We start from the raw sequence: 24,934 nt of genomic DNA on the forward strand, positions 1-24,934 counted from the left end.
CGACTATCTATATTTTTTATATAGGTAGTTGACTTTTTCGTTTTAATAAAGCTTAATAATTAGATATACGGAAATAATGAAAGGGGAGCGACACTTTTATGTCACAAGCACAAAGTATTTTATTAGAAAGCGGAACAAATGAATTAGAGATTGTTACATATACTGTTGGTGAAAACCTATTTAGTATTAACGTAATGAAAGTACGTGAAATCATTAATCCATTCCCTGTTACAACTGTGCCAGAATCTCATCATGCAGTTGAAGGTGTTGTTCAAGTACGCGGTGAAATTTTACCAGTTATTAACTTAGCGACAGCTCTTAATTTAAAATCGACAAAGCCACTTGATCAAACGAAATTTATCATTTCAGAATTAAACCAAATGAAAGTTATTTTCCGCGTGGATGAAGTGCATCGTATTCAACGTATTTCTTGGGAGCAAATTGATGAACCAGCTTCATTATCTATGGGATTAGAAGAAACGACATCTGGTATTGTAAAACTAGATGGAAAAATCATCTTACTATTAGATTACGAGAAAATTGTATGTGAAATTAGCGGTACTGGTTATGATAATAAATCACTTTCAAAATTAGAACAAAAAACAGATCGCGGTGAAAAAATTATTTATATTGCGGAAGATTCAGCAATGCTTCGTCAAATATTAGAAGAAACATTATCATCAGCTGGATATACGAAAATGAACTTCTTTAGCAATGGTGCAGAAGCGTTAGCGCAAATTGAAAAGCTAGCGAAAGAGCAAGGAGAAAAAATGTTTGAACATATTCACCTGTTAATTACGGATATTGAAATGCCGAAAATGGATGGACACCATTTAACGAAAGTAATTAAAGATAGTGAAATCATGAATCGTTTACCAGTCGTTATTTTCTCTTCCTTAATTACAAATGAATTATTCCATAAAGGCGAAGCGGTAGGAGCAAATGCGCAAGTAAGTAAGCCAGATATTCAAGAGTTAATCGGCTTAGTAGATAAGTTAGTGTTGTAAAAGATTTTTAAAAGCACTTTTTTGCTTGAATAGAAGCTTTAGCCATGTGTGGCAGCGGTTAGTGCCTAATAGAGCCCTATGCCATGTTAAGACCAGAGATATGTAGCGAGTTTTTTAGGTAAGTGGAAGAAGTGGGGCAGTGAGAGTGGTGGTGGCGGTTAAGCCACACGCGATGTGAGGTTTTAATTGAAGATTTGTAGATTCTACTTATAACTCTATTCTTTTAGTGGAGAGAAGGGAACTAACCGTGTGTAGTATTGGTTAGTTCCTTTTTAGTGTTTTATACTCTGTATAGGTGGAAAGATGGGGTGTTTGTGGTTGTATGTATGAAAAATCTTCATTTGAAGATTTTTGATTTAAAAATATAAAAACGTATCTTTGGATTATTTTAGTAATTTTTCGTAATAACGCAAAATTTTTCGGTGAAATTACATTCTAAATACCATATAATATAATTAAAAGTGATTAATATGCAATTGTGCATATTAATAAAAAAATCTTTTTCTATTTCTATACTTTCTATACATTTTTGTATGTTTATTATTTGACAGATAATTTCGAAATGTTATAATATGGATATGTAAAATTTTCTATTTTCTGAATAGACATGGGAGTCTGATGAGAATTGTGAAAGGATGAGGGGGAGTGGCGCAGATTATGTATCACCACACAGCAATCAATGTATTAAGTCTCTTACAAAACATGTCAAATAATAAAATGAACGATATGCAACTAGAAGCGGAATTTAAAAAAATAGAAAAACAATTCCAAGTAAAATATGAAGAACTAGTTGATTTATATAATAGAATGGTATTATTTCAAATAGATATAGAAAAAAATGGCGGGATGCGAGCATATGAAAAATCTACGATTACATGGCTCAAGTCTGAACTAGAGTTACTGTATGAAGTGTATCAATTTTGCCAACGTCACGGTTTAAACATTATTAATATTTCAAAATATGTTAGTAAAAATGAACTAAATCTTTTCCCGAAAACAGAAAGTCAATTACAAAATACGTATTACAAATTAAAAAAACGTGAAATACCGTTTGAAAATATCGAAAAACAAAAACCTGGACGAAAGCGAAAATATACACCTGTAAAAGAAACAATCGTTGAAATGAAAAAAGAAAACAATCAAGTATTAAAAGAGGAAATCCAGCATAAAGAGAGTGAAAAAAGCCTCGTAACAGTTATATCTGGTATCGTTGATAACTTTGAAACAATTAGTCAACATAGTGAAAGAAAAGAAGATGAATTACGCCAGTTTATGGAGGGTATTTATAAGCTTTCTAACATGGCTGCAGGGCATTTTAAAGAAGAGTCTAATAGAAGTAGTCTAGAAAGTGAATTGCGTGCGCTACAATTGGAAAACGAAAGGTTAAAACGAGAAAAAGAAGAACTCGTGCAAGATGTGAAAGATATGACGCAACATTTAATTAGTTTTATTAAAAGTTCGGATGTCAATCAAATTCGTAAATTACCAACCTTCGTACAAGAATGCAAAATAGAATTAAATAAGCTAGGTTTATATAACGCACAAGACGGAAAAATGAAAATAAGGATCGATCGCAGGGGACAAGTTATGACAGTAGCGCCATAGAAGTATTGGGTACAGAATGAAAGGGAAGTACATAGTTTATATGTATTTCCCTTTTGCTTTTGTATGGAATCGTTTCAAAGAGTGGAATGATAATTATGATTGCAGTAATTTAGAAACCATTTGCGGAACTTGATTAGCTTGTGAAACCATACTAAGTGCAACTTCGGTTAATAATTTAAATTTTAAAAAGTCACTCATTTCCTGCGCCATATCCGCATCCTCAATTCGGGAAGCAGCATCTGTTAATGCTGTACTTTGGCTATTTAAATTTTCGATATTAAATTGCAGTCGGTTGATCATAGCGCCAAGATCAGCACGGTGAAGTGATGCATTTTGTAAAGCCTCTTCAATTTTACGAATCGCTGCTCTTGCTTCTTGTTCTGTTGAAATGTTGATGTCATGTTGTGTAGGGGAAGGGGAAATATGTTTCGTTGCATTTACTGTATGACCAATATCATCTAACGTAACAGGACGGTTTTGTCCGTCAAATACGGATAAATCATTAAACTCAGTCGTCTCATCAATATAGCCAATTTGTTCTGTTAAAGACTGAAACTCTTTATTCAGTGAATCACGGTTTGTATTTGAATTTGTACCATTAGCAGATTGAACAGCTAAATCACGCATATGCTGTAAAATATTTGTCACAGTTTGAAGGGCAGCTTCCGCAGTACGTAACATCGATATCGCATCCTCATTATTACGAATTGCTACGCGCATACCACTCGCTCTCGCATGCATACGAGTTACAATTGCAACATTAGCTGGATTATCAGAAGCATGATTTAACTTCTTACCAGTCGCCAAATGCTCCATTGCAACATTCATACGTTTTTCATTCTCATACAATGACTGCCTAGCATTCATACTTAAAACATTCGTACCAATACGCATAATAGACACTCCTTATAGATTGATATAGTCGGTATCTCTTAATCTAATAAACAGCTATGAACAGAAAAAGAGACTTATGCTTATTTTCTAGTTGTGTTTTAACATGAGAGGGGATAAAGATAGGCACTGACCGCTTCTACGCCACGCGGATGCTCTCTCCCATCAAAAAAAGGAAGGTTTTACAAAAAATAAACCTCTCCGCAAGCAGAGAGGTTTATTTGTGAAACTAACTCAAATGGATTATTGTAATAATTTAGAAACCATTTGTGGAGTTTGGTTTGCTTGAGAAAGCATGCTGATACCAGCTTCGTTCAAGATTTTGAACTTAGTCATTTCAGACATTTCTTTCGCCATGTCAGCGTCTTCTACTTGAGAAGCAGCAGATGCCATGCTTGATGCTTGGCTCTTAAGGTTGTTTACGTTAAAGTCTAAACGGTTTAATGTAGCACCTAGAGTTGCACGGTTAGAAGCTATAGTTTCTAATGCAGCATCGATTGCTTTCACTGCAGCAGATGCATTACCTGTACCACCAGTAGTACTGCTAGTAGATTTACCAGCTACTGCCGCTGTAAACATTGCTCCGATTTCACGAGCGTTCTCAATAGTGTTTCCAGTTCCATCAACTTTTTTGAAATTATCAATTGCAGCTGAAATTTTTGCAACATCATCTTCATTCATAGCATGTTTAATTTGGTCAAACTTTGTTATGAAGGTGTTCACTTTAGCACCAGCATCATTTGCAGTAATTAATAAGTTAGATAATTCATTTGCAGCATCTTGTGCCTCTCCTACAACTGAATCTTCTACTGGAGCACGTCCGTCACCAGTAGGAGCAGCGGTAATTATTTTAGTATAAGCTTTCCCAATTTCTTGAGCATTTTCTAAAGTATTACCAGAAGTGGATTCGAATTTTTCGATAGCAGCTTGCACTTTTGCAACATCATCTTTATTCATACTATCTTTAACTTTTTCAAATTCAGTTTTAAATGCTTCAACTGCAGTAATTCGCTGACCATTAGATGCACCAGTACCACTAACTCCACCAGTCAATCCACTTAAAGAAGCTGCAGTCGAGCTAGCAGTACCAATATCAGCACTACTAGCGCCTGTTAATTTCTTACCAGAACCAGTAGTAGTACCTGCATCAGCAATAGTTAAACCATTAATTTTTAATGCAGTTGTAGAAGTATCCGATAAGTTAATTTGGATTTGTTTAGATTTGTCGAATGAATCTAATGTTTGAATTGCGATAGATTTATTAGAACCATCTAAAAGTTTTTTATCATTGAATTCTGTGTTTTTAGAGATGTAATCGATTTGTTCTTTTAATGCAGCGAATTCTTTATCTAATGCCGCTTGGTTTTTATCTGTATTTGTACCATTTGCAGATTGGTTAGCAAGGTCACGCATACGAAGTAAGATGTTAGATACTGAGTTCATTGCTGAGTCAGCTGTACGGATTAAAGAAATACCGTCCTGAGTATTGTTAGCTGCAACTCCTAATCCGCTTTCACGTGCACGCATACGAGTTGCAATTGCAAGACCTGCTGCATCGTCAGAAGCGTTGTTAATACGTTTACCACTTGATAAACGATCCATAGAATTACTCATTTTTGCTTGGTTTTGGCGCATGTACTCTTGTGTACGCATGCTATTAATGTTTGTATTAATTCTCATGTTAAGAACCCCCATTTTTTTATATTGAGTTTTCTGCAAATTGAAAAACGGTAATATGCAAAAAAAACAATTTCGAATTTATTGTAAGCCTTGCTATAATGGGTGTCAACTGAAAATTTGAATTAATAAATATAAAAAAATAACAGTTTAACAATTTAGTCGTTTTTTTATTACAATATAATTGCAAAGGATTATTGCAAACTTTACGAAAAAACTCTAATATTAGATTATCTTTGTTTACCGAAAAGGTGATATTATGGTAGTTGGAAATATAGTAAAAGAAGTACTTGCATATAAAAAAGGGCAGTTTCAGCAAAAGTTAAGTAGTCCGCAGGCGTTCGTTAGTAGTAGGTTTCAAGAGAAGTTGCAGAGCGAGCCTATGAAGGAGACGAAGACTACGACGCAACCGGCTAAAGTAGAGGATATGAGTCAGCCGGTACAATCTACGAAAATAGAAACGCTCGTTAATAAAGGTGATTCTAGTAAAGTAGAGGAAGCGAGTAAGCCGGAAGAAAAGCCTGAAACGAAGAAAGTTGATGAAGTGCAAGTTGCGCAAAAAGAGTTTGAACGACGTTTCCCGGAAACGAAAAATGAGGCTGTTGATACGTGGGGATTAACGAAGAAGTATAATATTCAAAAAATACGTTCTTCAAATGAAGGGAAGTATGAGGATATTATAGATAGAGTAAGTCGTACATACGGAATTCCAAAAACGTTAATTCAAAAAATGATTGAAGTAGAGTCTGATTTTAATCCGAAAACGGTGTCGCATGCAGGGGCGATGGGCCTTATGCAGCTTATGCCGGCGAATGTAAAAGAGATGGGTATAAAAAATCCATTTTCACCAGCTGAAAGTATTGAAGGCGGCGTGAAAGAGTTAAGTGGTTATTTAAAGAAAAATAACGGTGATTTAGTTTTAGCGCTTGCTTCTTATAATGCTGGCCCTGGTAATGTGAGAAAGTACGGAGGCGTACCACCATTTAAAGAAACGCAAGGATATATTAAAAAAATATTAAATATCGACGTTTCAAAATAAGAAGTTTCATATATAGAGAGAACATGAAATTTTCGTGAACATGATATGGGAGTGGCTAGATTGAAATTACAAGATGATATTCCGTTAACAATTTATTTTGAAATCGGAAATACGAAAAAGAAAATTGAAGATCTGCTTCATATTACGAAAGGTACATTGTATCGTCTTGAAAATTCAACGAAAAATACGGTGCGTCTTATGCTTGAGAATGAAGAGATTGGAACCGGAAAGATTTTGACGAAGAATGGAAAAATGTACGTTGAAATCGTTGAATTGAAAAGGTAGGGAAGGGGATTTTCATGAGTGGCGATAAATTAAGCCAAGAGCAAATTGATGCCCTGCTGAAGGCGGTAAATGAAGGCGAGGAAATGCCAGCTTTCGCACAAGAAGCAGGGAAGCAAGATAAATTTCAAGAGTATGATTTTAATAGACCGGAGAAGTTCGGTGTTGAACATTTACGTAGCTTGCAAGCGATTGCTTCTACGTTTGGTAAACAGACGTCACAGACGTTATCTGCGCGTATGCGTATTCCGATTGACTTAGAGCCTTCGACAGTGGAGCAAGTTCCATTTACGAGTGAGTATGTGGAGAAAATGCCGAAAGATTACTATTTATATTGCGTCATTGATCTCGGACTTCCAGAGCTTGGAGAAATTGTTATTGAGATTGATTTAGCATTTGTTATTTACATTCATGAGTGCTGGCTTGGCGGAGATAGTAAGCGTAATTTTACGATGCGTAGACCACTGACGGCATTCGAGTTTTTAACGCTTGATAATATATTTGCGCTTCTATGCAAAAATTTAGAGCAATCGTTTGAAAGTGTTGTAGCGATTAAACCGACATTTGTAACGACAGAGACAGATCCAAATGCACTTAAGATTACGACAGCGAGTGATATTATTTCATTACTGAACGTAAATATGAAAACAGATTTTTGGAATACGACAGTTCGTATTGGTATTCCGTTCTTATCTGTTGAAGAAATTATGGATAAGTTAACGTCTGAAAATATTGTTGAACATTCTTCAGATAAACGTAAAAAGTATACGTCTGAAGTGGAAGTGAAAGTAAATCAAGTGTACAAACCTGTTCACGTTGCAATTGGTGAGCAGAAGATGACGATGGGCGAGATTGAACAAATTGAAGAGGGCGATATTATTCCGCTTCATACGAAAGTTTCAGATGAATTAATTGGTTATGTAGATGGAAAGCATAAATTTAATTGTTTTATTGGAAAAGATGGAACGCGTAAGGCGCTCCTATTTAAAAGTTTTGTAGAGTAGGAGGATCCATATGAAACATGAAGTATCTCCTGTGTCATTAATGGGATTAGAAGAATTTGCAGGAAAGCGAAATGAAGCAAGTAAAGCACATATTGATACCGTTTCAGATATTTCGATTGAACTTGGTGTAAAGCTTGGGAAAACATCTATTACGCTCGGTGATGTGAAACAGCTAAAAGTGGGCGATGTGCTAGAAGTAGAGAAAAACTTAGGACATAAAGTAGATGTATATTTAAGTAATATGAAAGTCGGCATTGGAGAAGCGATCGTAATGGACGAGAAGTTCGGTATTATCATTTCTGAAATTGAAGCTGACAAGAAGCAAGCTGCGCTTATGAAAGCGCAAAGTCAAATGCAAGATAAAGAGTAGAGGAGGAGTCATATGTCGTATATGACGACCTTATTTCAAGTCGTTTTACTGTTTGGTGCGCTCGGCTACGGTGCATATTATATGACGAAAAAGACGCGCAAGCAGCAGTTTTTTAAACAAGGTGAAAATGGCCACATTCAAGTGAAAGACGGTGTTTATCTAAATCATCAAACGAGCGCCTTTTTATTTGAAGTAGACGGCAAGCAAGTGTTCACTGTTATTAGTAATAACGGTGTTCAATCTGTGCAATTAACAGGAACAGGAAATCAGTTTCAACAAGCGCTAGAAGACGCGGTGAAGAGTGAAACGAAAAAAGTAGAGGATCCATCATGAGAATAAAGAAACAGTTATCGTTATTAGCCGTTATTTTCGTATTTTCTATCGTTTTTTCAATTATTTTTGTAAATCCAGCGTATGCAGCCCAAAACGGTTTTATTAATTTCGAAAATGGAAAAGAGTTTACGAGTAACTCAAGTGTACAGTTATTTGCGCTCGTTACCCTTTTATCATTATCTTCATCTATCGTTCTATTATTTACACATTTTACTTATTTTATGATCGTTCTTGGGATTACACGTCAAGGACTCGGGGTAATGAATTTACCGCCGAACCAAGTGCTCGTTGGACTTGCCTTGTTTTTATCACTCTTTACGATGCAGCCTGTTCTTGGGCAGCTAAAGAGCGATGTGTGGGATCCGATGACAAAAGAGAAAATAACGGTAAGCCAAGCTGCGGAAACGACAGCGCCGATTATGAAAGAGTATATGTCAAAGCATACGTATAAGCATGATTTAAAAATGATGCTGAAAGTGCGCGGAGAAGAATTACCGAAAGATTTGAAAGATCTTTCCTTATTTACGCTCGTACCATCCTTTACGTTAACGCAAATCCAAAAGGGATTATTAACAGGGATGTTCATTTATTTAGCGTTTGTATTTATAGATTTGATTATTAGTACACTTTTAATGTACCTCGGGATGATGATGGTACCGCCGATGATTTTAAGTTTACCGTTTAAAATACTCGTTTTCGTATATTTAGGTGGATATACAAAAATCGTCGACATTATGTTTAAAACGGTCGCCTGAAGCGTTTGATGCTATGTGATAGGAGTCATATAAATGAATACGTCACCAATTATAGATATTTTTCAAACCTTTTTTTATAAAGGGGTTATGATTTTAATGCCGGTTGCCGGCGTAAGTATGATTGTCGTTATTATTATCGCAGTCATTATGGCGATGATGCAAATTCAAGAGCAAACGCTGACGTTTTTACCGAAAATGGCGAGTATTGTACTCGTTATTATCATTTTAGGTCCTTGGATGTTTCAAGAGTTAACGACGCTTATTTTAGATTTATTTGATAAAATTCCATCGCTATTGCGTTCGTACTAAGATAGGTGAACTGAAATGAATATGGAATTATGGGCGGCGACGTTTTTTGCGTTTTGCCGCATTACTTCATTTTTATATTTTTTACCGTTTTTCTCTGGTCGATCTATTCCAGCTATGGCGAAGGTTACAGTTGGACTTGCCCTTTCCATAACAGTTGCCGATCAAGTTGATGTCTCTCACATAAAGACAACTTGGGACGTAGCAGCTTATGCAGGTACGCAAATAGTAATTGGATTATCACTTTCAAAAATTGTAGAAATGCTGTGGAACATTCCGAAAATGGCCGGGCATATTTTAGACTTTGATATCGGTTTATCACAAGCAAGTTTGTTTGATGTAAATGCAGGCTCACAGTCTACTTTACTATCAACTATTTTTGATATATTTTTTCTTATTATTTTTATTTCACTTGGCGGCATTAATTATTTCGTTGCCACGATTTTAAAGTCGTTTCAATATACAGAGGCGATTTCAAAATTGTTGACGACTAGTTTTTTAGATAGTCTACTCGCAACGTTATTATTTGCGATCACATCAGCGGTTGAAATTGCACTTCCGCTTATGGGAAGTTTATTCATCATTAACTTTGTTTTAATTTTAATCGCAAAAAACGCTCCGCAATTAAACGTTTTTATGAATGCGTACGTGATTAAAATTACGTGTGGTATTTTGTTTATTGCGATGAGTGTACCGATGCTCGGTTATGTGTTTAAAAATATGACGGATGTATTGCTTGAGGAATATACGAAACTATTTAACTTTTTCTTAACGAAGTAGGGGGACGTACATGGCAAAGGATAATAAAACAGAAAAGGCCACCCCGCAGAAGCGTAAGAAATCGCGTGAAGAAGGGAATATTGCCCGGAGTAAAGATTTAAATAATTTATTTTCCATTCTTGTATTAGCAGTTGTCGTTTACTTTTTCGGAGATTGGCTCGGGTTTGAGATTGCCAATTCTGTATCGGTGCTGTTTGATCAAATTGGAAAAAATACAGATTCAACCGAGTATTTTTATATGATGGGGATGTTACTACTAAAAGTATCAGCACCTATATTAATACTTGTATACGCTTTTCATTTATTCAATTATATGATTCAAGTCGGTTTCTTATTTTCTTCTAAAGTGATTAAGCCGAAAGCGTCGCGTATTAACCCAAAAAACTATTTTACGAGATTGTTTAGTCGTAAAAGTTTAGTAGATATTTTGAAATCACTGTTTTATATGGGATTAATCGGTTACGTCGCTTATGTGCTCTTTAAAAAGAATTTAGAAACAATCGTGAGTATGATTGGATTTAACTGGACTGCGTCACTTACTGAAATTATTAGGCAAATTAAATTTATCTTCTTAGCTATTTTAATTATATTAATCGTTCTTTCTATCATTGATTTTATTTATCAAAAATGGGAGTACGAACAAGATATTAAGATGAAAAAAGAAGAAGTAAAACAAGAGCATAAAGATAATGAAGGGGACCCGCAAGTAAAGGGGAAACGAAAAAACTTTATGCACGCTATATTGCAAGGGACAATTGCGAAGAAGATGGATGGGGCAACGTTTATTGTAAACAACCCGACTCATATTTCAGTCGTACTCAGGTACAATAAACACGTTGATGCAGCACCAATTGTCGTTGCAAAAGGGGAAGATGAGCTCGCATTATATATACGAACGCTTGCCCGTGAACAAGAAATACCAATGGTGGAAAACCGTCCGCTTGCTCGTTCTTTATATTATCAAGTCGAGGAAGATATGGCGATTCCAGAAGATTTATACGTAGCTGTAATTGAAGTTATGCGCTATTTAATTCAAACGAATGAACTTGAAGTATAATAGCGCGTTTGGAGGAGATCTCTTTGTTTAAGATAGATTCTGCAAGAACCTATTTTTCTATCTTTTTAGCAGCGTCATTCGTAGTGGCGCTCTTAATTCCACTTCCACCATTTATACTTGATATCATTATCGTTTTTCTACTAAGTATGTCAGTGCTTATTTATATGCGAGCGACAAGTATTAACGAGTGGGATGAATTAAAGTCATTTCCGACGATGTTGTTATTAATCGGGATTTTCCGCGTATCGATTAACGTATCGACGACGCGAGCGATTTTGACAAACGGAAATGCCGGCCATGTTATTGAAGAGTTCGGTCAGTTCGTAATTGGCGGGAACTTATTAATTGGTATCGTTATTTTTACAGTATTAATCATATTCCAGTTTATCGTTGCAAACGGTGCATCTCGTACAGCTGAAGTTGCAGCTCGTTTTACACTTGATTCTTTACCAGGGAAACAAATGTCAATCGATGCTGATTTAAACCAGCGTATTATTTCAGAAAAAGATGCACAGGCGAAACGAAAAAAATTAAATATGGAAACAGAGTTTTACGGGGCGATGGATGGTGCCGGAAAGTTCATTAAAGGGGACGTTATTTTCGGGATTGTCATTTTATTCGTAAACATCATTTTCGGTTTAATTGTCGGAATGATGCAGCAGGGCATGAGCTTTGGTGAAGCGGCTCTTCATTACACGCAGTTAACTGTCGGTGATGGAATTGTAAACCAAATCGGTTCTTTAATGCTTGCGATTTCAACAGGTATTATTGTAACGCGTGTATTTGACGGTTCACCGGATACAGTAACAGAAGGTATCTTTAAAGAGTTATTAGCGCATGAAGTCGTTGTATATGCGCTCGGTGGTTTATTTATCGCAATGGGTATTTTTACTCCGCTACCATTTCTACCGTTCGCACTCGTTGGTGGAACAATTATCTTCTTAGGAATTCGAAATAAAAATCGAATGAAGAAAGAAAAAGAAGATGAGCTTCAAAAAGAATTAGAAATGATTCAAGGCGAAGATGAGCAACTGCAACAAGTGGAAGATTCATTTGGCGTATTTACAGATAAATATCCAATTATTGTAGAACTAGGTTTAGATTTAGCGGCACTTGTAAAGCAGAAAATTAACGGGGAAACAGCTCGTGATAAAGTTGTTCTTATGAGGAAATCGATTATTACCGACCTTGGTATTAATGTTCCTGGAATTAACTTTAAAGATAATACGAGTTTTAGGCCGCGCGGACGTTACATTATTCGCATTAAAGGTGCGAAGGCAGCTGAAGGTGTTTTGAAATCAGGTTACTTATTAGCGCTGAAAACACCAAATGTAATGGCCGATTTAGATGCAGAACCGGCGAAAGATCCGATTTTTGGCGAGGATGGATATTGGATTTTAGAACATATGGTACAAGATGCACAAATGAAAGGCTATCAAGTATTAGAGCCACTTAGCATATTAATTACACATTTAGATGTTGTCGTTAGACGTAACCTGCATGAGTTAATTCAGCGTCAACATGTAAAAGATTTAATTAACTCCCTTGAAAATGATAACGGCGTTTTATTAGAAGAGATTAAGAAGAAAGAAATCGACTTATCACTTGTTCAAAATGTTATTAAGCAATTGCTAAAAGAAGGTATTTCTATTCGTGATTTACCAACCATTATTGAAGGTATTATTGATGGAAAAGAAATTTATCAAAACCATGTTGATGGCGTAACGTCATTCGTCCGTGAATGTATTTCAAAAGTGATTTGTGAAAATGCGAAAAATCCTGACGGGAAAATATATGCGGCGCTCTTCTCAGATTCAATCGAGTTAGATGCAGACGTTGTGAACAATTCTTATCAAGGTTATTTATTAAACTGGGATTTAGATTTAGAAACGCGAGTCGTTGAACAAGTACAACGCGTATTGAAACAAGCGAGGTTAATGGGAAGGGAACCAGTATTATTAACGCGTAGAAAAGATTTCAGGTTTGCGATTGTAAGACTTCTTGAGCGTTATCAAGTAGAATCGCAAGTACTTTGTATTAGCGAATTAGCACCAGAAATTGTTGTAGATCAAATTGCCTATATTGAATAGTAGGGGGTGAAGTAATGGAAAGTACAGAAAAGAAAGAAGCGTTAATGCGAATAAAAGCAGCTTCGAAAAATGAATTGTATCGAAAGTTATTTGACCAATATGGTACAGATTATTATTACGTTGTCGATGAAAGTGTAAAACGCAATATCCCGTTTTTTTGGAAAAAGAATTATGAAATGTTAGTTGCTTTTCCAGAGGATAAACAGGAAGAAGTAAACGAAGGCACAGCTCAATTTCATGAACAATTAATGGATGTTGTAAATGATCCTTCAGAACAAATTGTGAAGGCGAACGGAATTCAATCGGTACTGCACAATTTAGAAAACGTGACGACTCCTATGTCGTACGCGGCGATGCAAACAGGAAATAGTGAAGAATGGGCAAGAAAGAAAGAGAAACTATTAAAGCTGTTTGAAAAAGGTATCGTCGTTGTGAAACAGACGGAAGAAACGAAAGTAACGAAAAAGCAAAAAGCTGTGAAAAAAGTCGTTCCCGTCAAAAAAGAAGAAGTGGTTGTAAAAAAAGAAAAGCAAGAATCTGTACCATTTATTATTCAAAAAGTAATTCGCATGCTAGAACAAAACGATGTAGAACAATACTTTATTCATGCATATGCTGAAAAGTTAAAAGTGAAGTTTGAGAATGCAACGATGATTACAGAAGAAGAAGTAATCGAATATATATTGGAAGATATGAGCTCTCATTTCAATATGGAAAATGTATTTGAAAAAGAAGTACAAACAATTGCATTAATCGGTCCAACTGGTGTTGGAAAAACGACGACACTTGCGAAAATGGCGTGGCAGTTTCACGGTAAGAAAAAAACGGTTGGTTTTATTACGACCGACCATTCTCGCATTGGGACAGTTCAGCAACTGCAAGATTACGTAAAGACAATTGGATTTGAAGTAATCGCTGTGCGTGATGAAGCTGCAATGACAAGAGCGCTTACATATTTTAAAGAAGAAGCGCGCGTCGATTATATTTTAATTGATACAGCTGGAAAAAATTATCGTGCGTCAGAAACTGTGGAAGAAATGATTGAAACGATGGGACAAGTAGAGCCAGATTATATTTGTTTAACGTTATCAGCTTCGATGAAAAGTAAAGATATGATTGAAATCATTACGAACTTTAAAGATATTCATATTGATGGTATCGTCTTTACGAAATTTGATGAAACGGCAAGTAGTGGTGAACTGTTGAAAATTCCAGCAGTATCATCAGCTCCCATTGTATTAATGACAGACGGACAAGACGTAAAGAAAAACATACATATCGCTACAGCGGAACATTTAGCGAAACAAATGTTGCAAACATCATAGAAAAGAGGTGAAGAATAAGGCAATTGCCTTATTCAATCGAGTATGAACGGTCTTTATATAGGTTCAATGGGTATGATGAATTACATGCAGCGCATTAATGTTCATTCGAATAACGTTGCAAATGCCCAAACGACAGGATTTAAAGCAGAAAATATGACTTCTAAAGTATTTGATGTACAAGACACATATCGCCGCGGTGACGGAGCTGTAACAAATATTGGCTCAGTCGATTACGCTGTAGTACCAGCCGCAACGCATGTGAACTTAGTACAAGGAAATATACAAATGACAAATAGTGCTACAGATTTCTTTTTAGATGACGGTGCAAACGGTACAACATCATTTTTCGTTACATCTAAAAACGATGAAACGTTTTTAACGAGAGATGGTAGTTTTACAATAAATAGTGATCGTTACTTGCAAACATCATCTGGTGCTTATGTTATGGATGTAAATAATGAACGTATTAAAATTCCGGAAAATGTTAATTTCTTCGTATCTAATAATGGAGAAATTTATCGAGAAGTTAACGATGGAACGTTGCAAAAACCAGATATTAAGAGAATAGTAATTGCGCAGTTGCAAACAAAAACAGTAGATGCAGAAGCGAATAATCGTCTTGTGCAACGAGAGAACAAAAGCTTTACACTAGCAGAAGGAAATATTGCTGATTTACCGAACGGAACAGGCTTAGTAAAAAACCATATGCTAGAAAATTCAAATGTAGATATGACGAAAGAGATGGCAGATCTAATGACAGATCAAAGAATGATTTCAGCATCACAACGCGTTATGACTTCATTTGATAAAATTTATGAAAAAGAAGCAAATGAAATATTGAGATAGGGGACTTCCGTTAGCGGAAGTCTTTTTTATTTCTGTTTTAAATTTCAGAATTATCAATTGACTTTGTGGAGCTTCTTTTTTATATTAGTAGGTATAACTATAACTACTAAAGAGGTGAGAGTATGACAACGGCATTATATTTAGAAGATGCATACAAAACGAGTTGCGAAACAGAAGTGATAAAAGTAGAAGGGAATAAAGTATATGTAAAAGAAACAGTTTTTTATCCAACTGGTGGAGGGCAGGAATGTGATACGGGTGTCATTGTACAAGATGGGTCTGTATTTGAAGTTGAAAAAGTAAAGAAGGAGCAGGGAGAAATAGTTCACTATATAAAAGATGGAGCTCAAGTAAATTTAGGTCCAGTTAAATTAGAGATTAATTGGGAAAGACGTCATAACTTAATGCGTCATCATTCTTTACTGCATCTTATCGGAGCTGTCGTTTATGAAAAGTATGGAGCTCTATGCACTGGAAATCAAATCTATCCTGACAAAGCACGTATCGATTTTAATGAGTTACAAGAGTTATCGAGCGTGGAAGTAGAAGAAATTGTTAAGGAAGTGAATAAACTTATTAAACAAAATAAAGAAATTTCCACTCGTTATATGAGCCGCGAAGAAGCAGAAAATGCTGTAGGAATGATTAAAACAGCCATAAACCTCCTGCCAACTACTATACAAGAAATCCGCATTGTTACAATTGAAAATTTAGACGAACAAGCTTGTGGAGGCACACATGTGAAAAATACGAATGAAATAGGAACACTTGTTATTGATAAAGTAAAAAGTAAAGGTAAGCAAAATCGTCGCTTTGAAGTTAGAGCGATTTAGATTGTGAGGAGTACTAATGGATGAAATTATAAAGGAATTACAAAAGCTAGGTTTTTCCCAGTACGAATGTAAAGCGTATATTGGACTACTAAAACATTCCCCAGTAACTGGGTATGAAGTGAGTAAACAAACAGGAGTACCTCGTTCTATGATTTACGAGGTACTAGGTAAGTTAATGGATAAAGGAGCGGTACATATTGTACCTTCTGAACCAGTTAAATATGTACCAGTACCAGCTACGGAATTAATGAATCGAATGCGAAAAGACTTTGAAAAGTCCTTTGAATTTTTAGATGAGAAATTAAATGGTTTAGAACAAGAGCGACAAATAGATGTAATTTCGCATATTCGCTCAAATGATCGTGTTTTGAAGGAAATATGCAATATAATTAATAGAGCGAAGGAAGAGTTATGGATTTCTGTATGGGAAGATCAAGTGCATGAAATTGAGCCATACATTCATCAAAAGGAAGAGGAAGGAGTACATATATTTTCAATCTTATTTGGCGCTCCAGAAACAAAAATAGGAGCGACGTTTCACCATAATTATATGACGCCTCACGTTGTTGAAAAGAGAATGGGTGGTCATTTAACTGTAATTGCGCGTGACGGAGAAGAAGTATTAATTGCGAACTTCTCAAATGATAGCACTTCATGGGCTGTTACAACGTATGACCCAGCTCTAGTTCTCGTTGCTACAGAGTATGTGCGGCACGATATTATGGTTGAAGAAATCACGCAGGAATTTGGAGCTGATAAGTTAGATATGTTATGGCGTGAAAATATAGATTTAGTTCATGTCGTAACAGGAAAACGAACTTTAGAAGGAATGGAGGATGATACGGATGAGTAAAGCCCAAGCACATGTAGCTTTGCAAAGCGATGATACATTTCAGCAAGGAGTAAAAGATTGTTTACCAACTGTATTTGGTTATTTAAGCATCGGTATAGCAGCCGGTGTAATTGCAAAAACAGCAGGTTTCTCCATTATTGAAATTGCGTTTATGTCGACTTTAATTTATGCAGGTTCTGCCCAATTTATATTAGCTGGTATGTATGCAGCTGGTGCACCTGCTTCAGCGATCATTTTCACCGTCTTTTTTGTTAATTTACGCCACCTTCTAATGAGTGCTGCGCTTGCACCGTACTTTACGAAACTGCCTCTATTTAAAAACTTACTAATTGGTTCTCAAATTACAGATGAAACGTTCGGCGTTGCAGTACAGCATGCAGCGCAAAAAGGATATTTAGGCGAAAGATGGATGATTGGGCTAAATGTAACGGCTTATTTAAATTGGATCCTTGCTACTATTATCGGCGGGCTATTTGGTGAATGGATACCAGATCCGCATACGTACGGTATGGATTATGCATTACCAGCAATGTTTATCGGGTTATTTGTACTTCAGCTCATAAGTAGTAAACCGAAGTTAGCAATTCATCTTACTGTTGCAATTGTAGCAATTATCATCGCATATGTTTCACACTTATTTATGCCAGATAGTATAGCGGTTATTATTGCAACACTACTAGCTGCGACGATTGGAGTGGTGATTGAAAAATGGAAATGAGATTAGATGTAATATTACTTTTATTAGCAGCAGGAGCTGTTACACTCGTGCCACGTATTTTACCTCTACTCGTATTTAGTAAACTACAAATTCCAGACTGGGGTTTAAAATGGTTAAATTACATACCAATTGCAATATTAGCAGCACTTTTAGCACAAGTATTATTTATGCATGACACGATGCAGTGGGATTACCTAATTGCAGCAATTCCAACATTTCTTGTAGCGATATATACTCGTAGTTTATTAGGTACAGTATTAACGGGAGTGATTGTGATTATTTTGTTACGTTTCTTTTTCTAAAAAGGATTACGCTCATATAATAGCGAAAGGTGTAATAACATGAAAAATATAGGGGTGGTGTTATGATACTTTTAACGATAGGAGCAATTTTGTTAACGTTGTTTATTTTCTTTATTATCGGCTTCATTACGTTTATGATGTTTGTTGATAAGGCGACACCTCAAATTTATTACACACCTTGTGAATCAGTGACAGTGAAATCTAAAGGTAAAAATAGAAGGAAGAAAAGTTGAAAGTTGACTTTTCTTTCTTCTGTTTTATCTGATTTTTCTGTATAATTTAAGTTAGTTATCCAACTAACTTAAAAGGTGGTCATAGAAGTGGCAAAACCAAATGTTGTTAATAAAGAGAATTTACTACAAGCAGCAAAAGAAATTATTGCAGAGCATGGGATGGAAAAGTTGACATTAAAAGCAGTTGCAGAGAGTGCTCAAGTTACACAAGGTACCGTATATTATCATTTTAAAACGAAAGATCAATTATTACTGGAAGTAACTGAATCGTTTTGTAAAGCGTCGTGGGAACAACTAGGAAAGGATGTACAGTTAGAAAAGGCTTTGCAGTCTGCCGAAAGTAGATGTGTGAAAGATTCAATGTATCATCATTTGTTTTTTCAATTAGTAGCTAGTGGATTACAAAATGATGCGATGAAAAATAAAATTGGTGGATTGTTACATTATGAAAACCAAGAATTAACAAGAGTGTTAAATAAAAATATAGGAGGTACAATGACATCTCAAATTTCAACTGAAACGTGGAGCATTTTATGTAATGCATTAATTGATGGATTGGCATTGCAAGCCTTATTCAATCCATCTTTTTCTAGCGACAAAGTATATGGTGATTTGCACCTGTTATTGGAAAAGTTCATAGAGCTACAAAAGGGAGGTAATGGTAGTGAATAATAAACTTTGGCTCACTATTTTATTTTCTATCGGCGTTTGGTTTTTTGCCTCAGCGTTCTTCATTATTTTCGGTTCTTCTGTTTTATTGGAATACACTTCAAGTAGATTTTTTCTACAATTGACGTTTCTTGAATTAGCAACAGCTATAGCTTTATACTTTGTAATGTGGTTATATCAAAGATTAGATACTACAAAATATGCAGTTATTAAGTTAGGTATATGTGGTACAGCAATTGGTTTAACTTTAGATTCTTACATCTTGTATAACTCTTCTAACATATTCTCACAATTATCCTCACAGCAAATCATGTCATTTACCATTTGGATGGTGATTGCTTACGCTCTTTATTTAATAATTCCTTTCGTTATGGAACGAAAAAGACTGTTATAAAGAGTTTTTTATCCTCTTTATAACAGTCACATTCCCGAAAGAAGTAAAAAAACAGCCCAAATAAAAAACTAATAAAAGAAAGAAAACCGATACATATGGAGAACACACGATTGTTTCTCCATTCGCGCCAGAAAGTGATAAAACCTAATATACAAAGGAAAAATCAAATGGGCAGGAATAGTAACTCGCTAATTTTTTCGGGAAGTAACGCATAAAAGGTTGATAAATATAAGATCCAATTTGTAAAAAATAAAATGTAAACGATAATAGATTGTAAGTAGGGACGTTTGGAAAACTCCCCCTTTTTTACGGTTACTAGAATAATAGTTAGCGCTGAGAAAAAGGCAATGAATATGAAAATCAGTAAGAGTAATGTAAGTGTCATTTACATCTCCTTTATAAGAGTGTTTTTTAAAAGAAATGAATCTATTATATTGTATGCTTGTTTTGTAGAGTGCCCGTTATATTTTTCAGTGTACGGATTTAGAAAACCATGTTCACCGGGTAGTTGCTGTATTTCTAATAAAGGGTTCTTTTGTTGCTGCAACGATTGAATGAAAGAGGATACTGAAAAACTAGCTTCTTTTTCAGGGAATATAAGTAAGGTAGCACATGTTGGTTTCATATGAATATAGTCACGTATACGGGAACCGTAGCATCCGATAATAAACTCTATTTTCGGATTGTTACTACATAGCCATGAGATGGTAGCACCAACACTAAAGCCGATAAGTCCAATATGTGTGTAACGACTAGAAAGATGAGTAATGAATGTTTCAATTTGCTTTTTTCCATCTTCAAATCCAATATGATTCATAAAAAAATGATATGCTTTTTCTTCATCACTATAATGAAATGCAGGTTGCGATTGTAGCAGATTAGGACAGAATACATCTATATGAGATGAAGTGAAGTGGTCGGTAACGTGATGCATATGGTCGTTCACACCATATATCTCATGAACAACAACGAGAGCTAATTTTTTCTTCATCGTTATAAAGTACCTCTATGAAATTTAAATTCTTTCTCAACAAGGCAGATACGAAGGTGGAAGTTTTCATACCATTGCTCACGGCCCCTTTTTTTCGCTTCTTTATGTAAGGCATTCTGTTTCCAATTTTCAATCGCCTCAAGTGATTCCCAATAAGAAATTGTGATTCCGAGCCCTGAATGATCTCGTGCACTTTCTACCCCTAGAAATCCGGGTTGCTGCTTTGCCAGTTCCTCCATTTTGTCAGAGGCAGCATTATAGTCTGTTGTATCATTTGATAAATTAGAAGTGAATATAACAGCATAATAATGACTTGCTTTTTGTGATGTGTTCTTCATTCCAATTCCCCCTTGAAAATTATTTCATAGTTTGAATTTTAGCACGAAATAAAAAGAAAAGAAGCATGAGGCTTCTTTTCTTTTTTACGCTGTAAATTTTAGTCCAGCATATATTTACGATAATATAATCTTTTGAATGAAGGATGGCATGATTTAAATTAACCGCTTTTGCATGCATATTTTCTGTACGGGTTATGTGGGACAGAAAATTCTGCCGCGAGCTGCTTAACACTTTCACGGCATCCGTCGTCACAAATATAAATGTTTAGCAACTCTTTCGGATAAGTAATCATTGTACAACTAGCGACAGTCCATTTTAATAAATCGAGTGGCTCATTGTAAGTTGCGATAAAAATATCAACAGTAGGTAATGTTTCGAAAGCAGATAAGGGTACTTCTTTCCGTTTATACGGCTTCCATAAAATGATGCTAAAAACGATAGATTGTAAATAACCATCCACTCTGTAAGTAACAATAGAATACCCGCGATAATACTTATGAGATTAATAGTTGGTAACGAATAAAAAGTTCACCAGGTAAATGGCATTATTAACGAAAAATAGAATAGTGTGCAGTTTCTTTGACCATAATATTTATGGGCGAGAGCGTAAGTAATAATGATTAAGAGAAAAATAATGCCTAAACCTTCGTATATAGAAAAGTTCATTAAAAGCCTTCTTTATTAATAGGGTATGGAATAATAAAGCTTTTATATTTATATTCAAAGTTAAATTATTATTAGATATTGTTATTGATCCTAAAATCTTTATATAAAAATGTATAAATAAGGATAAAATCACATATTTTGTTAACAAATCCTATAATTTATATTAGAATAATAGATATGAATTATATATATATATATATAATGTTAGTAAAATATACTGAAGGAGGTGACCTCTTTGCACAGTAGGAGGAAAGAAAATAAAAAAATATTAAATGTATTTGTAGTTGTTATGAGTCTATTCTTGCTATTATCTCAATTACAATTTTTAAGTCCAATTGATACGGCAACGGCAGCAGTTACAGATGAAGAAGGTTTTGATAAACCAACCTATCAATCTATTCATAAAGGTGAGATGTATTCGACCGGTAATGTGAATTTAGGTATTAAAGCTACTGAAGCTCAAAAGAAAACGGCGTTGTATTCTGATATAACGAATACTGCGTATACAGCACCGAATGGCTATACCCGTGAACTCATTGATGTAGATGATGACCCAACAACTACAAATTCATCTAAGGCATATATTCCTGTTCCAGAAGATGCTGAAATTGAATGGGCTGGATTATATTGGAGTTCCACACGTTATGAATTAACGCAGCAACAGTATGTAGCACCAGTTAAGTTCACGACTCCGGCGGGGAAGAGCTTTCAAGTAAAACCAAGTAATACGTATTACGGAAGTGGCTTGCTTTATGGTTTCGGTATTGATGGTACTTATTATTCTAACTATGCAGATGTTACAAAGCTTTTACAGTCCTCTAATTCAAAAGGAGGAAGCTATACTTTAGCAAATATTCCTTATCCAAATACAAAACTTGCCTATAATTATGGATATTATTCTTTTGCTGGTTGGTACATGTTAGTTATTACAAAAGATAAGTCTAAAACAAGAAAAGCATTTACTGTTTATGATGGTGGATTGAAAAGAGCTACTGGATCAGGTGAAAAAGAATTCACAGTGAAAAACTTTATTGCTTCAAAAACTGGAGATTTAGATCCGAAAGTTTCTGTTTTCGCTGTCCAAGGTGATAGATATTGGACAGGTGATAGACTGTTTGTTCACACAGATAACACTTGGAAAGAAATTAATGATAAGCTCAATCCAACTGGTAATATATTTAATTCCACTATTTCTGAATATGAGGAACATATGCGAGATAAGTATCCGGGTACATTTAACCCAGATTATAAAAATAATTTGGGTGTTGATGCAGATTTAATCAAGTTACCAGCAGGATATATTAAACCAGAGCAAAAGGAAATACGCTTAAAAGCTGCGACAGCTGGTGATGACTACGTATTAAACACATTAGCTTTTGCAGTAAATGCAACAGCGCCAGAGCTTGTCATAGATAAGGAAGTAGTAGATGCAAAAGAAAAGTATGAGCCAGGTGATGAAGTTACATATCGTTTAAGGGTGAAAAACATTGAACCGAATTCGAGTTCTGTTGATACAAAAATTGAAGATGTTTTAGATTCGCGTCTAGAATTTGTACCAAATTCGGCGAAAATCATTTCTGGTCCGAATGCTGGAAATGAAACAGAACAAGTTGACTATGATGCAAAGACAAGAAAGTTAACAATAAGAATTGGTGAAGGAGCAAATGCTACAAAAGGTGGAATCTATACGGATAAAACACCTGAGACAACAATTGAATTTAAAGCAAAATTAGGGGGAGAAAAGGTAGAAACAGAAGTCCCTAATATCGCTGTTGTTCAAGGGGTTGATGAGTTAACAGGAAGTCAGGTTGAAGCTAACGATTCTAATAAAGTAGTAGTTAAAGTATTACCCGAACGAGAAGAGAAACCCGGGAAGTTAGTAGCTACTAAACTAGCTAAAGATATAAACGGTGGTACGCTGAAAGTTGGCGACAAACTAGAATATACAATTCATGCTAAAAATAGTGTGCCAGATTCTATCTTAAAGGCAGTTAAAATTACGGATAACCTTCCTGAAGGAGTAGAGTATGTTCCGAACACGTTAAAGATAAACGGAAAGGAACAAACGGATGTTGAAGATGAAGATTATGCACATATAAAAGATGGAACGATTTATGCTCATTTCGGCGATCTTAAAGGTGAGGAAGAGAAAGCAATCACGTTTGAAGTTGTTGTAAAACCGGAGCTGGCAAATAAGAAAATAAAAAACATAGCAATAGTTGAGACCGATAGTTCGAAAGATAAGGAGAAACCAGAAGTTGAAACACCGGTTGACCCGTTGTCTGGACAACTAGAGTCGAAAAAAGAGATTATTGGTATAAAGCAAGAAAAATTTCATGTTAATGATGAATTTGAGTATCAAATTAAAGCCCGAAATAAAGTGGAAAATGGGCTTATTAAAGATATGCGTCTAATAGATAAACTTCCTGAAGGTATTGAGTATATAGCTGGTAGTATGAAATTGAATGGGAATGTATTGACAGATGCAGTTGACGAAGATGAAGGATCGTATGAGGATAATACGATTAAAGTAAACTTTGGGGACGTGCTTGATACAGAAGAAAGAATTGTAACTTTTAAAGTGAAAGTTACGCAAGACGCATTAAAAACGAAAGAAATTGAGAACATAGCGGTTGTTGAGGGGAAAACACCGGATAATGAAGATTTACCACCACAAAAACCGAATGTAAAAACAAATGTAGAAGCAAAGGAACCACAAGTAAGAAAGATGGTTTCGGATGCAGATGAAAAAGAAGTGGAAAAAGCGACATTACAAAGTATAGATGAAGAGTTTACATGGCATGTAAACTATCATTTTGGTAATGATGTTATGAACCTTGAAAAAATAGTATTGCAGGATGACTTAGAAGATATTTTAACTACCTTGCATGTAAAACTTGTAAACAGTAATGGAGAAGAAATAGAAGTTAAACCGCAAATTGATGAACAATCAAAGAAAGTAAGTATTGAGTTACCGAAGCAGGACGGAAATTATGCTTACCTTGCGAATCAATCGTATACAATGCATATTAAGTCAAAATTAAGCGCGAATGTAAATGCAGATATACTAACGAAATACAATGCGAATGATGGTATTCCAAATAAAGCAGAGTTACTGTTTGACCAGAAGAAATTCGTATCAAATGAAGTGTTTGTAGTACCGCCAGCATTAGGGAAATTTGAGATTGAAAAAGTAGATGCGAATGATGAAAATCTCAAATTGGAAGGCGCGGTATTTGAAGTGATTAGTAAAGATGGAAATATAGTATGTAAATTAACAACCGATAAAGATGGTTTGGCAACTTCTATTCCATTAATCGTTGGCAAATATACATTAAAAGAAGTACAAGCACCAAAAGGATATATGTTGATGAGAGAACCAGTAGAAATAGAAGTGAAATCTGGAATGGATTCACAAAGAATAAGAGTAGTAAATAAAAAGAGTGAATTTGTTATTCCAGAGACTGGTGGAATAGGGACAATAATTTATTATGTAATTGGTGGAATATTGATGTTTGTTACATTGTTCCTCTTTGTTAGAAAGAGAAATAATGAGAGATAGAAAAAAC

General features: G+C 35.2%; 26 protein-coding genes and 2 pseudogenes. 22 read left to right on the forward strand and 6 right to left on the reverse strand.

The genetic code is table 11. The features are described 5' to 3' along the window. Positions 1-98 precede the first annotated feature (98 nt). Complete coding sequence (locus ACTFRN_RS06045; RefSeq protein ID WP_000075951.1) at positions 99-1,007, forward strand: chemotaxis protein; 909 nt, start codon at positions 99-101, stop codon at positions 1,005-1,007. Between the two features lie 657 nt (positions 1,008-1,664). Continuing rightward, positions 1,665-2,612, forward strand: a complete 948-nt coding sequence (locus ACTFRN_RS06050; protein ID WP_014893156.1) for a DNA-binding domain-containing protein — start codon at positions 1,665-1,667, stop codon at positions 2,610-2,612. 93 nt (positions 2,613-2,705) lie between these two features. On the opposite strand, the gene ACTFRN_RS06055 is transcribed toward ACTFRN_RS06050, so the two are convergent. Together ACTFRN_RS06055 and ACTFRN_RS06060 are read right to left on the reverse strand one after the other, a co-directional pair. Next, positions 2,706-3,506, reverse strand: a complete 801-nt coding sequence (locus ACTFRN_RS06055; RefSeq protein ID WP_088106585.1) for a flagellin N-terminal helical domain-containing protein — start codon at positions 3,504-3,506, stop codon at positions 2,706-2,708. Between the two features lie 240 nt (positions 3,507-3,746). After that, positions 3,747-5,183, reverse strand: a complete 1,437-nt coding sequence (locus tag ACTFRN_RS06060) for a flagellin N-terminal helical domain-containing protein (protein WP_088106586.1) — start codon at positions 5,181-5,183, stop codon at positions 3,747-3,749. Between the two features lie 256 nt (positions 5,184-5,439). Between ACTFRN_RS06060 and ACTFRN_RS06065 the strand changes: the two genes are divergently transcribed. The 19 genes from ACTFRN_RS06065 (at position 5,440) to ACTFRN_RS06155 (ending at position 19,369) form a co-directional block, all read left to right on the forward strand. Next, positions 5,440-6,219 carry a lytic transglycosylase domain-containing protein gene (locus tag ACTFRN_RS06065; RefSeq protein WP_088106587.1) on the forward strand — a complete coding sequence of 260 codons (780 nt, stop codon included), beginning with the start codon at positions 5,440-5,442 and terminating at the stop codon, positions 6,217-6,219. 60 nt (positions 6,220-6,279) lie between these two features. Then, positions 6,280-6,504, forward strand: coding sequence for a flagellar motor switch protein FliN (locus ACTFRN_RS06070; RefSeq protein ID WP_000775712.1), 225 nt, complete (start codon positions 6,280-6,282; stop codon positions 6,502-6,504). Between the two features lie 14 nt (positions 6,505-6,518). After that, the gene (gene fliM / locus ACTFRN_RS06075; RefSeq protein WP_042512965.1) at positions 6,519-7,505 is read left to right on the forward strand and encodes a flagellar motor switch protein FliM; all 987 of its coding nucleotides are present in this window, start codon (positions 6,519-6,521) and stop codon (positions 7,503-7,505) included. Positions 7,506-7,515: 10 nt separating this feature from the next. After that, positions 7,516-7,875 carry a flagellar motor switch protein FliN gene (gene fliN, locus ACTFRN_RS06080; protein ID WP_000680025.1) on the forward strand — a complete coding sequence of 120 codons (360 nt, stop codon included), beginning with the start codon at positions 7,516-7,518 and terminating at the stop codon, positions 7,873-7,875. Positions 7,876-7,887: 12 nt separating this feature from the next. Beyond that, positions 7,888-8,208: a hypothetical protein gene (locus ACTFRN_RS06085; RefSeq protein ID WP_000121176.1), complete on the forward strand. Its 321-nt coding sequence runs from the start codon at positions 7,888-7,890 to the stop codon at positions 8,206-8,208. Further along, positions 8,205-8,963 carry a flagellar type III secretion system pore protein FliP gene (locus ACTFRN_RS06090; protein ID WP_001220586.1) on the forward strand — a complete coding sequence of 253 codons (759 nt, stop codon included), beginning with the start codon at positions 8,205-8,207 and terminating at the stop codon, positions 8,961-8,963. The genes ACTFRN_RS06085 and ACTFRN_RS06090 overlap by 4 nt, the downstream gene beginning before the upstream one ends. Before the next feature lie 33 nt (positions 8,964-8,996). Beyond that, on the forward strand, positions 8,997-9,272 hold the full coding sequence (locus ACTFRN_RS06095) for a flagellar biosynthetic protein FliQ (protein WP_001098085.1): 276 nt from the start codon (positions 8,997-8,999) through the stop codon (positions 9,270-9,272). Between the two features lie 15 nt (positions 9,273-9,287). Continuing rightward, a complete protein-coding gene (locus ACTFRN_RS06100) occupies positions 9,288-10,049 on the forward strand; it encodes a flagellar biosynthetic protein FliR (RefSeq protein WP_001055716.1) in 762 nt (253 codons plus the stop codon). Positions 10,050-10,059: 10 nt separating this feature from the next. After that, on the forward strand, positions 10,060-11,106 hold the full coding sequence (gene flhB, locus ACTFRN_RS06105; protein ID WP_049112010.1) for a flagellar type III secretion system protein FlhB: 1,047 nt from the start codon (positions 10,060-10,062) through the stop codon (positions 11,104-11,106). Between the two features lie 23 nt (positions 11,107-11,129). Beyond that, positions 11,130-13,196, forward strand: coding sequence for a flagellar biosynthesis protein FlhA (gene flhA / locus ACTFRN_RS06110; RefSeq protein ID WP_000472545.1), 2,067 nt, complete (start codon positions 11,130-11,132; stop codon positions 13,194-13,196). Between the two features lie 14 nt (positions 13,197-13,210). Further along, entirely contained in the window at positions 13,211-14,521 is a 1,311-nt protein-coding gene (flhF, locus tag ACTFRN_RS06115; protein ID WP_440038034.1) for a flagellar biosynthesis protein FlhF, read from the forward strand. 42 nt (positions 14,522-14,563) lie between these two features. Continuing rightward, complete coding sequence (locus ACTFRN_RS06120) at positions 14,564-15,367, forward strand: flagellar basal-body rod protein FlgG (protein WP_074614853.1); 804 nt, start codon at positions 14,564-14,566, stop codon at positions 15,365-15,367. 122 nt (positions 15,368-15,489) lie between these two features. Beyond that, the gene (locus tag ACTFRN_RS06125) at positions 15,490-16,200 is read left to right on the forward strand and encodes an alanyl-tRNA editing protein (protein WP_049112008.1); all 711 of its coding nucleotides are present in this window, start codon (positions 15,490-15,492) and stop codon (positions 16,198-16,200) included. 16 nt (positions 16,201-16,216) lie between these two features. Then, complete coding sequence (locus ACTFRN_RS06130) at positions 16,217-17,053, forward strand: TrmB family transcriptional regulator (RefSeq protein WP_000343369.1); 837 nt, start codon at positions 16,217-16,219, stop codon at positions 17,051-17,053. Continuing rightward, on the forward strand, positions 17,046-17,771 hold the full coding sequence (locus tag ACTFRN_RS06135) for an AzlC family ABC transporter permease (protein WP_016717083.1): 726 nt from the start codon (positions 17,046-17,048) through the stop codon (positions 17,769-17,771). The genes ACTFRN_RS06130 and ACTFRN_RS06135 overlap by 8 nt, the downstream gene beginning before the upstream one ends. Next, positions 17,762-18,073 (forward strand): AzlD domain-containing protein, encoded by a 312-nt coding sequence (locus tag ACTFRN_RS06140; protein WP_000425933.1) that lies wholly within the window; start codon positions 17,762-17,764, stop codon positions 18,071-18,073. The genes ACTFRN_RS06135 and ACTFRN_RS06140 overlap by 10 nt, the downstream gene beginning before the upstream one ends. Before the next feature lie 62 nt (positions 18,074-18,135). Beyond that, positions 18,136-18,306 (forward strand): DUF3951 domain-containing protein, encoded by a 171-nt coding sequence (locus tag ACTFRN_RS06145; protein ID WP_000602235.1) that lies wholly within the window; start codon positions 18,136-18,138, stop codon positions 18,304-18,306. Positions 18,307-18,393: 87 nt separating this feature from the next. After that, positions 18,394-18,978 carry a TetR/AcrR family transcriptional regulator gene (locus ACTFRN_RS06150; RefSeq protein ID WP_001118328.1) on the forward strand — a complete coding sequence of 195 codons (585 nt, stop codon included), beginning with the start codon at positions 18,394-18,396 and terminating at the stop codon, positions 18,976-18,978. Next, on the forward strand, positions 18,971-19,369 hold the full coding sequence (locus ACTFRN_RS06155) for a DUF5367 family protein (RefSeq protein ID WP_049825644.1): 399 nt from the start codon (positions 18,971-18,973) through the stop codon (positions 19,367-19,369). The genes ACTFRN_RS06150 and ACTFRN_RS06155 overlap by 8 nt, the downstream gene beginning before the upstream one ends. 26 nt (positions 19,370-19,395) lie before the next feature. On the opposite strand, the pseudogene ACTFRN_RS06160 reads toward ACTFRN_RS06155, so the two are convergent. From ACTFRN_RS06160 to ACTFRN_RS06175, 4 genes and pseudogenes are all read right to left on the reverse strand, one after another. Beyond that, positions 19,396-19,754 (reverse strand): annotated as a pseudogene (locus ACTFRN_RS06160) (hypothetical protein). Further along, a complete protein-coding gene (locus tag ACTFRN_RS06165) occupies positions 19,755-20,360 on the reverse strand; it encodes a dienelactone hydrolase family protein (RefSeq protein ID WP_074568186.1) in 606 nt (201 codons plus the stop codon). Positions 20,361-20,362: 2 nt separating this feature from the next. Then, positions 20,363-20,698 (reverse strand): antibiotic biosynthesis monooxygenase family protein, encoded by a 336-nt coding sequence (locus tag ACTFRN_RS06170; protein WP_000799453.1) that lies wholly within the window; start codon positions 20,696-20,698, stop codon positions 20,363-20,365. Between the two features lie 109 nt (positions 20,699-20,807). Beyond that, a pseudogene (locus tag ACTFRN_RS06175) lies at positions 20,808-21,365 on the reverse strand (glycosyltransferase); the annotation flags it as partial. A 226-nt stretch (positions 21,366-21,591) separates the two neighbouring features. Here ACTFRN_RS06175 and ACTFRN_RS06180 point away from each other — a divergent pair. Beyond that, positions 21,592-24,927, forward strand: a complete 3,336-nt coding sequence (locus ACTFRN_RS06180) for an isopeptide-forming domain-containing fimbrial protein (RefSeq protein WP_370530087.1) — start codon at positions 21,592-21,594, stop codon at positions 24,925-24,927. Positions 24,928-24,934 lie beyond the last annotated feature (7 nt).

This window comes from Bacillus cereus group sp. MYBK245-2 (genome assembly GCF_051916145.1).
Lineage (GTDB): Bacteria > Bacillota > Bacilli > Bacillales > Bacillaceae_G > Bacillus_A > Bacillus_A pacificus.

Excerpts from the sequence above, each read along its gene's own strand:
- ACTFRN_RS06045 (WP_000075951.1), top strand. The coding sequence starts at position 99 with ATGTCACAAGCACAAAGTATTTTATTAGAAAGCGGAACAAATGAATTA.
- ACTFRN_RS06050 (WP_014893156.1), top strand. The coding sequence starts at position 1,665 with ATGTATCACCACACAGCAATCAATGTATTAAGTCTCTTACAAAACATG.
- ACTFRN_RS06055 (WP_088106585.1), bottom strand. The coding sequence starts at position 3,506 with ATGCGTATTGGTACGAATGTTTTAAGTATGAATGCTAGGCAGTCATTG.
- ACTFRN_RS06060 (WP_088106586.1), bottom strand. The coding sequence starts at position 5,183 with ATGAGAATTAATACAAACATTAATAGCATGCGTACACAAGAGTACATG.
- ACTFRN_RS06065 (WP_088106587.1), top strand. The coding sequence starts at position 5,440 with ATGGTAGTTGGAAATATAGTAAAAGAAGTACTTGCATATAAAAAAGGG.
- fliM (WP_042512965.1), top strand. The coding sequence starts at position 6,519 with ATGAGTGGCGATAAATTAAGCCAAGAGCAAATTGATGCCCTGCTGAAG.
- fliN (WP_000680025.1), top strand. The coding sequence starts at position 7,516 with ATGAAACATGAAGTATCTCCTGTGTCATTAATGGGATTAGAAGAATTT.
- ACTFRN_RS06085 (WP_000121176.1), top strand. The coding sequence starts at position 7,888 with ATGTCGTATATGACGACCTTATTTCAAGTCGTTTTACTGTTTGGTGCG.
- ACTFRN_RS06090 (WP_001220586.1), top strand. The coding sequence starts at position 8,205 with ATGAGAATAAAGAAACAGTTATCGTTATTAGCCGTTATTTTCGTATTT.
- ACTFRN_RS06095 (WP_001098085.1), top strand. The coding sequence starts at position 8,997 with ATGAATACGTCACCAATTATAGATATTTTTCAAACCTTTTTTTATAAA.
- ACTFRN_RS06100 (WP_001055716.1), top strand. The coding sequence starts at position 9,288 with ATGAATATGGAATTATGGGCGGCGACGTTTTTTGCGTTTTGCCGCATT.
- flhB (WP_049112010.1), top strand. The coding sequence starts at position 10,060 with ATGGCAAAGGATAATAAAACAGAAAAGGCCACCCCGCAGAAGCGTAAG.
- flhF (WP_440038034.1), top strand. The coding sequence starts at position 13,211 with ATGGAAAGTACAGAAAAGAAAGAAGCGTTAATGCGAATAAAAGCAGCT.
- ACTFRN_RS06120 (WP_074614853.1), top strand. The coding sequence starts at position 14,564 with ATGAACGGTCTTTATATAGGTTCAATGGGTATGATGAATTACATGCAG.
- ACTFRN_RS06125 (WP_049112008.1), top strand. The coding sequence starts at position 15,490 with ATGACAACGGCATTATATTTAGAAGATGCATACAAAACGAGTTGCGAA.
- ACTFRN_RS06130 (WP_000343369.1), top strand. The coding sequence starts at position 16,217 with ATGGATGAAATTATAAAGGAATTACAAAAGCTAGGTTTTTCCCAGTAC.
- ACTFRN_RS06135 (WP_016717083.1), top strand. The coding sequence starts at position 17,046 with ATGAGTAAAGCCCAAGCACATGTAGCTTTGCAAAGCGATGATACATTT.
- ACTFRN_RS06140 (WP_000425933.1), top strand. The coding sequence starts at position 17,762 with ATGGAAATGAGATTAGATGTAATATTACTTTTATTAGCAGCAGGAGCT.
- ACTFRN_RS06145 (WP_000602235.1), top strand. The coding sequence starts at position 18,136 with ATGATACTTTTAACGATAGGAGCAATTTTGTTAACGTTGTTTATTTTC.
- ACTFRN_RS06165 (WP_074568186.1), bottom strand. The coding sequence starts at position 20,360 with ATGAAGAAAAAATTAGCTCTCGTTGTTGTTCATGAGATATATGGTGTG.
- ACTFRN_RS06170 (WP_000799453.1), bottom strand. The coding sequence starts at position 20,698 with ATGAAGAACACATCACAAAAAGCAAGTCATTATTATGCTGTTATATTC.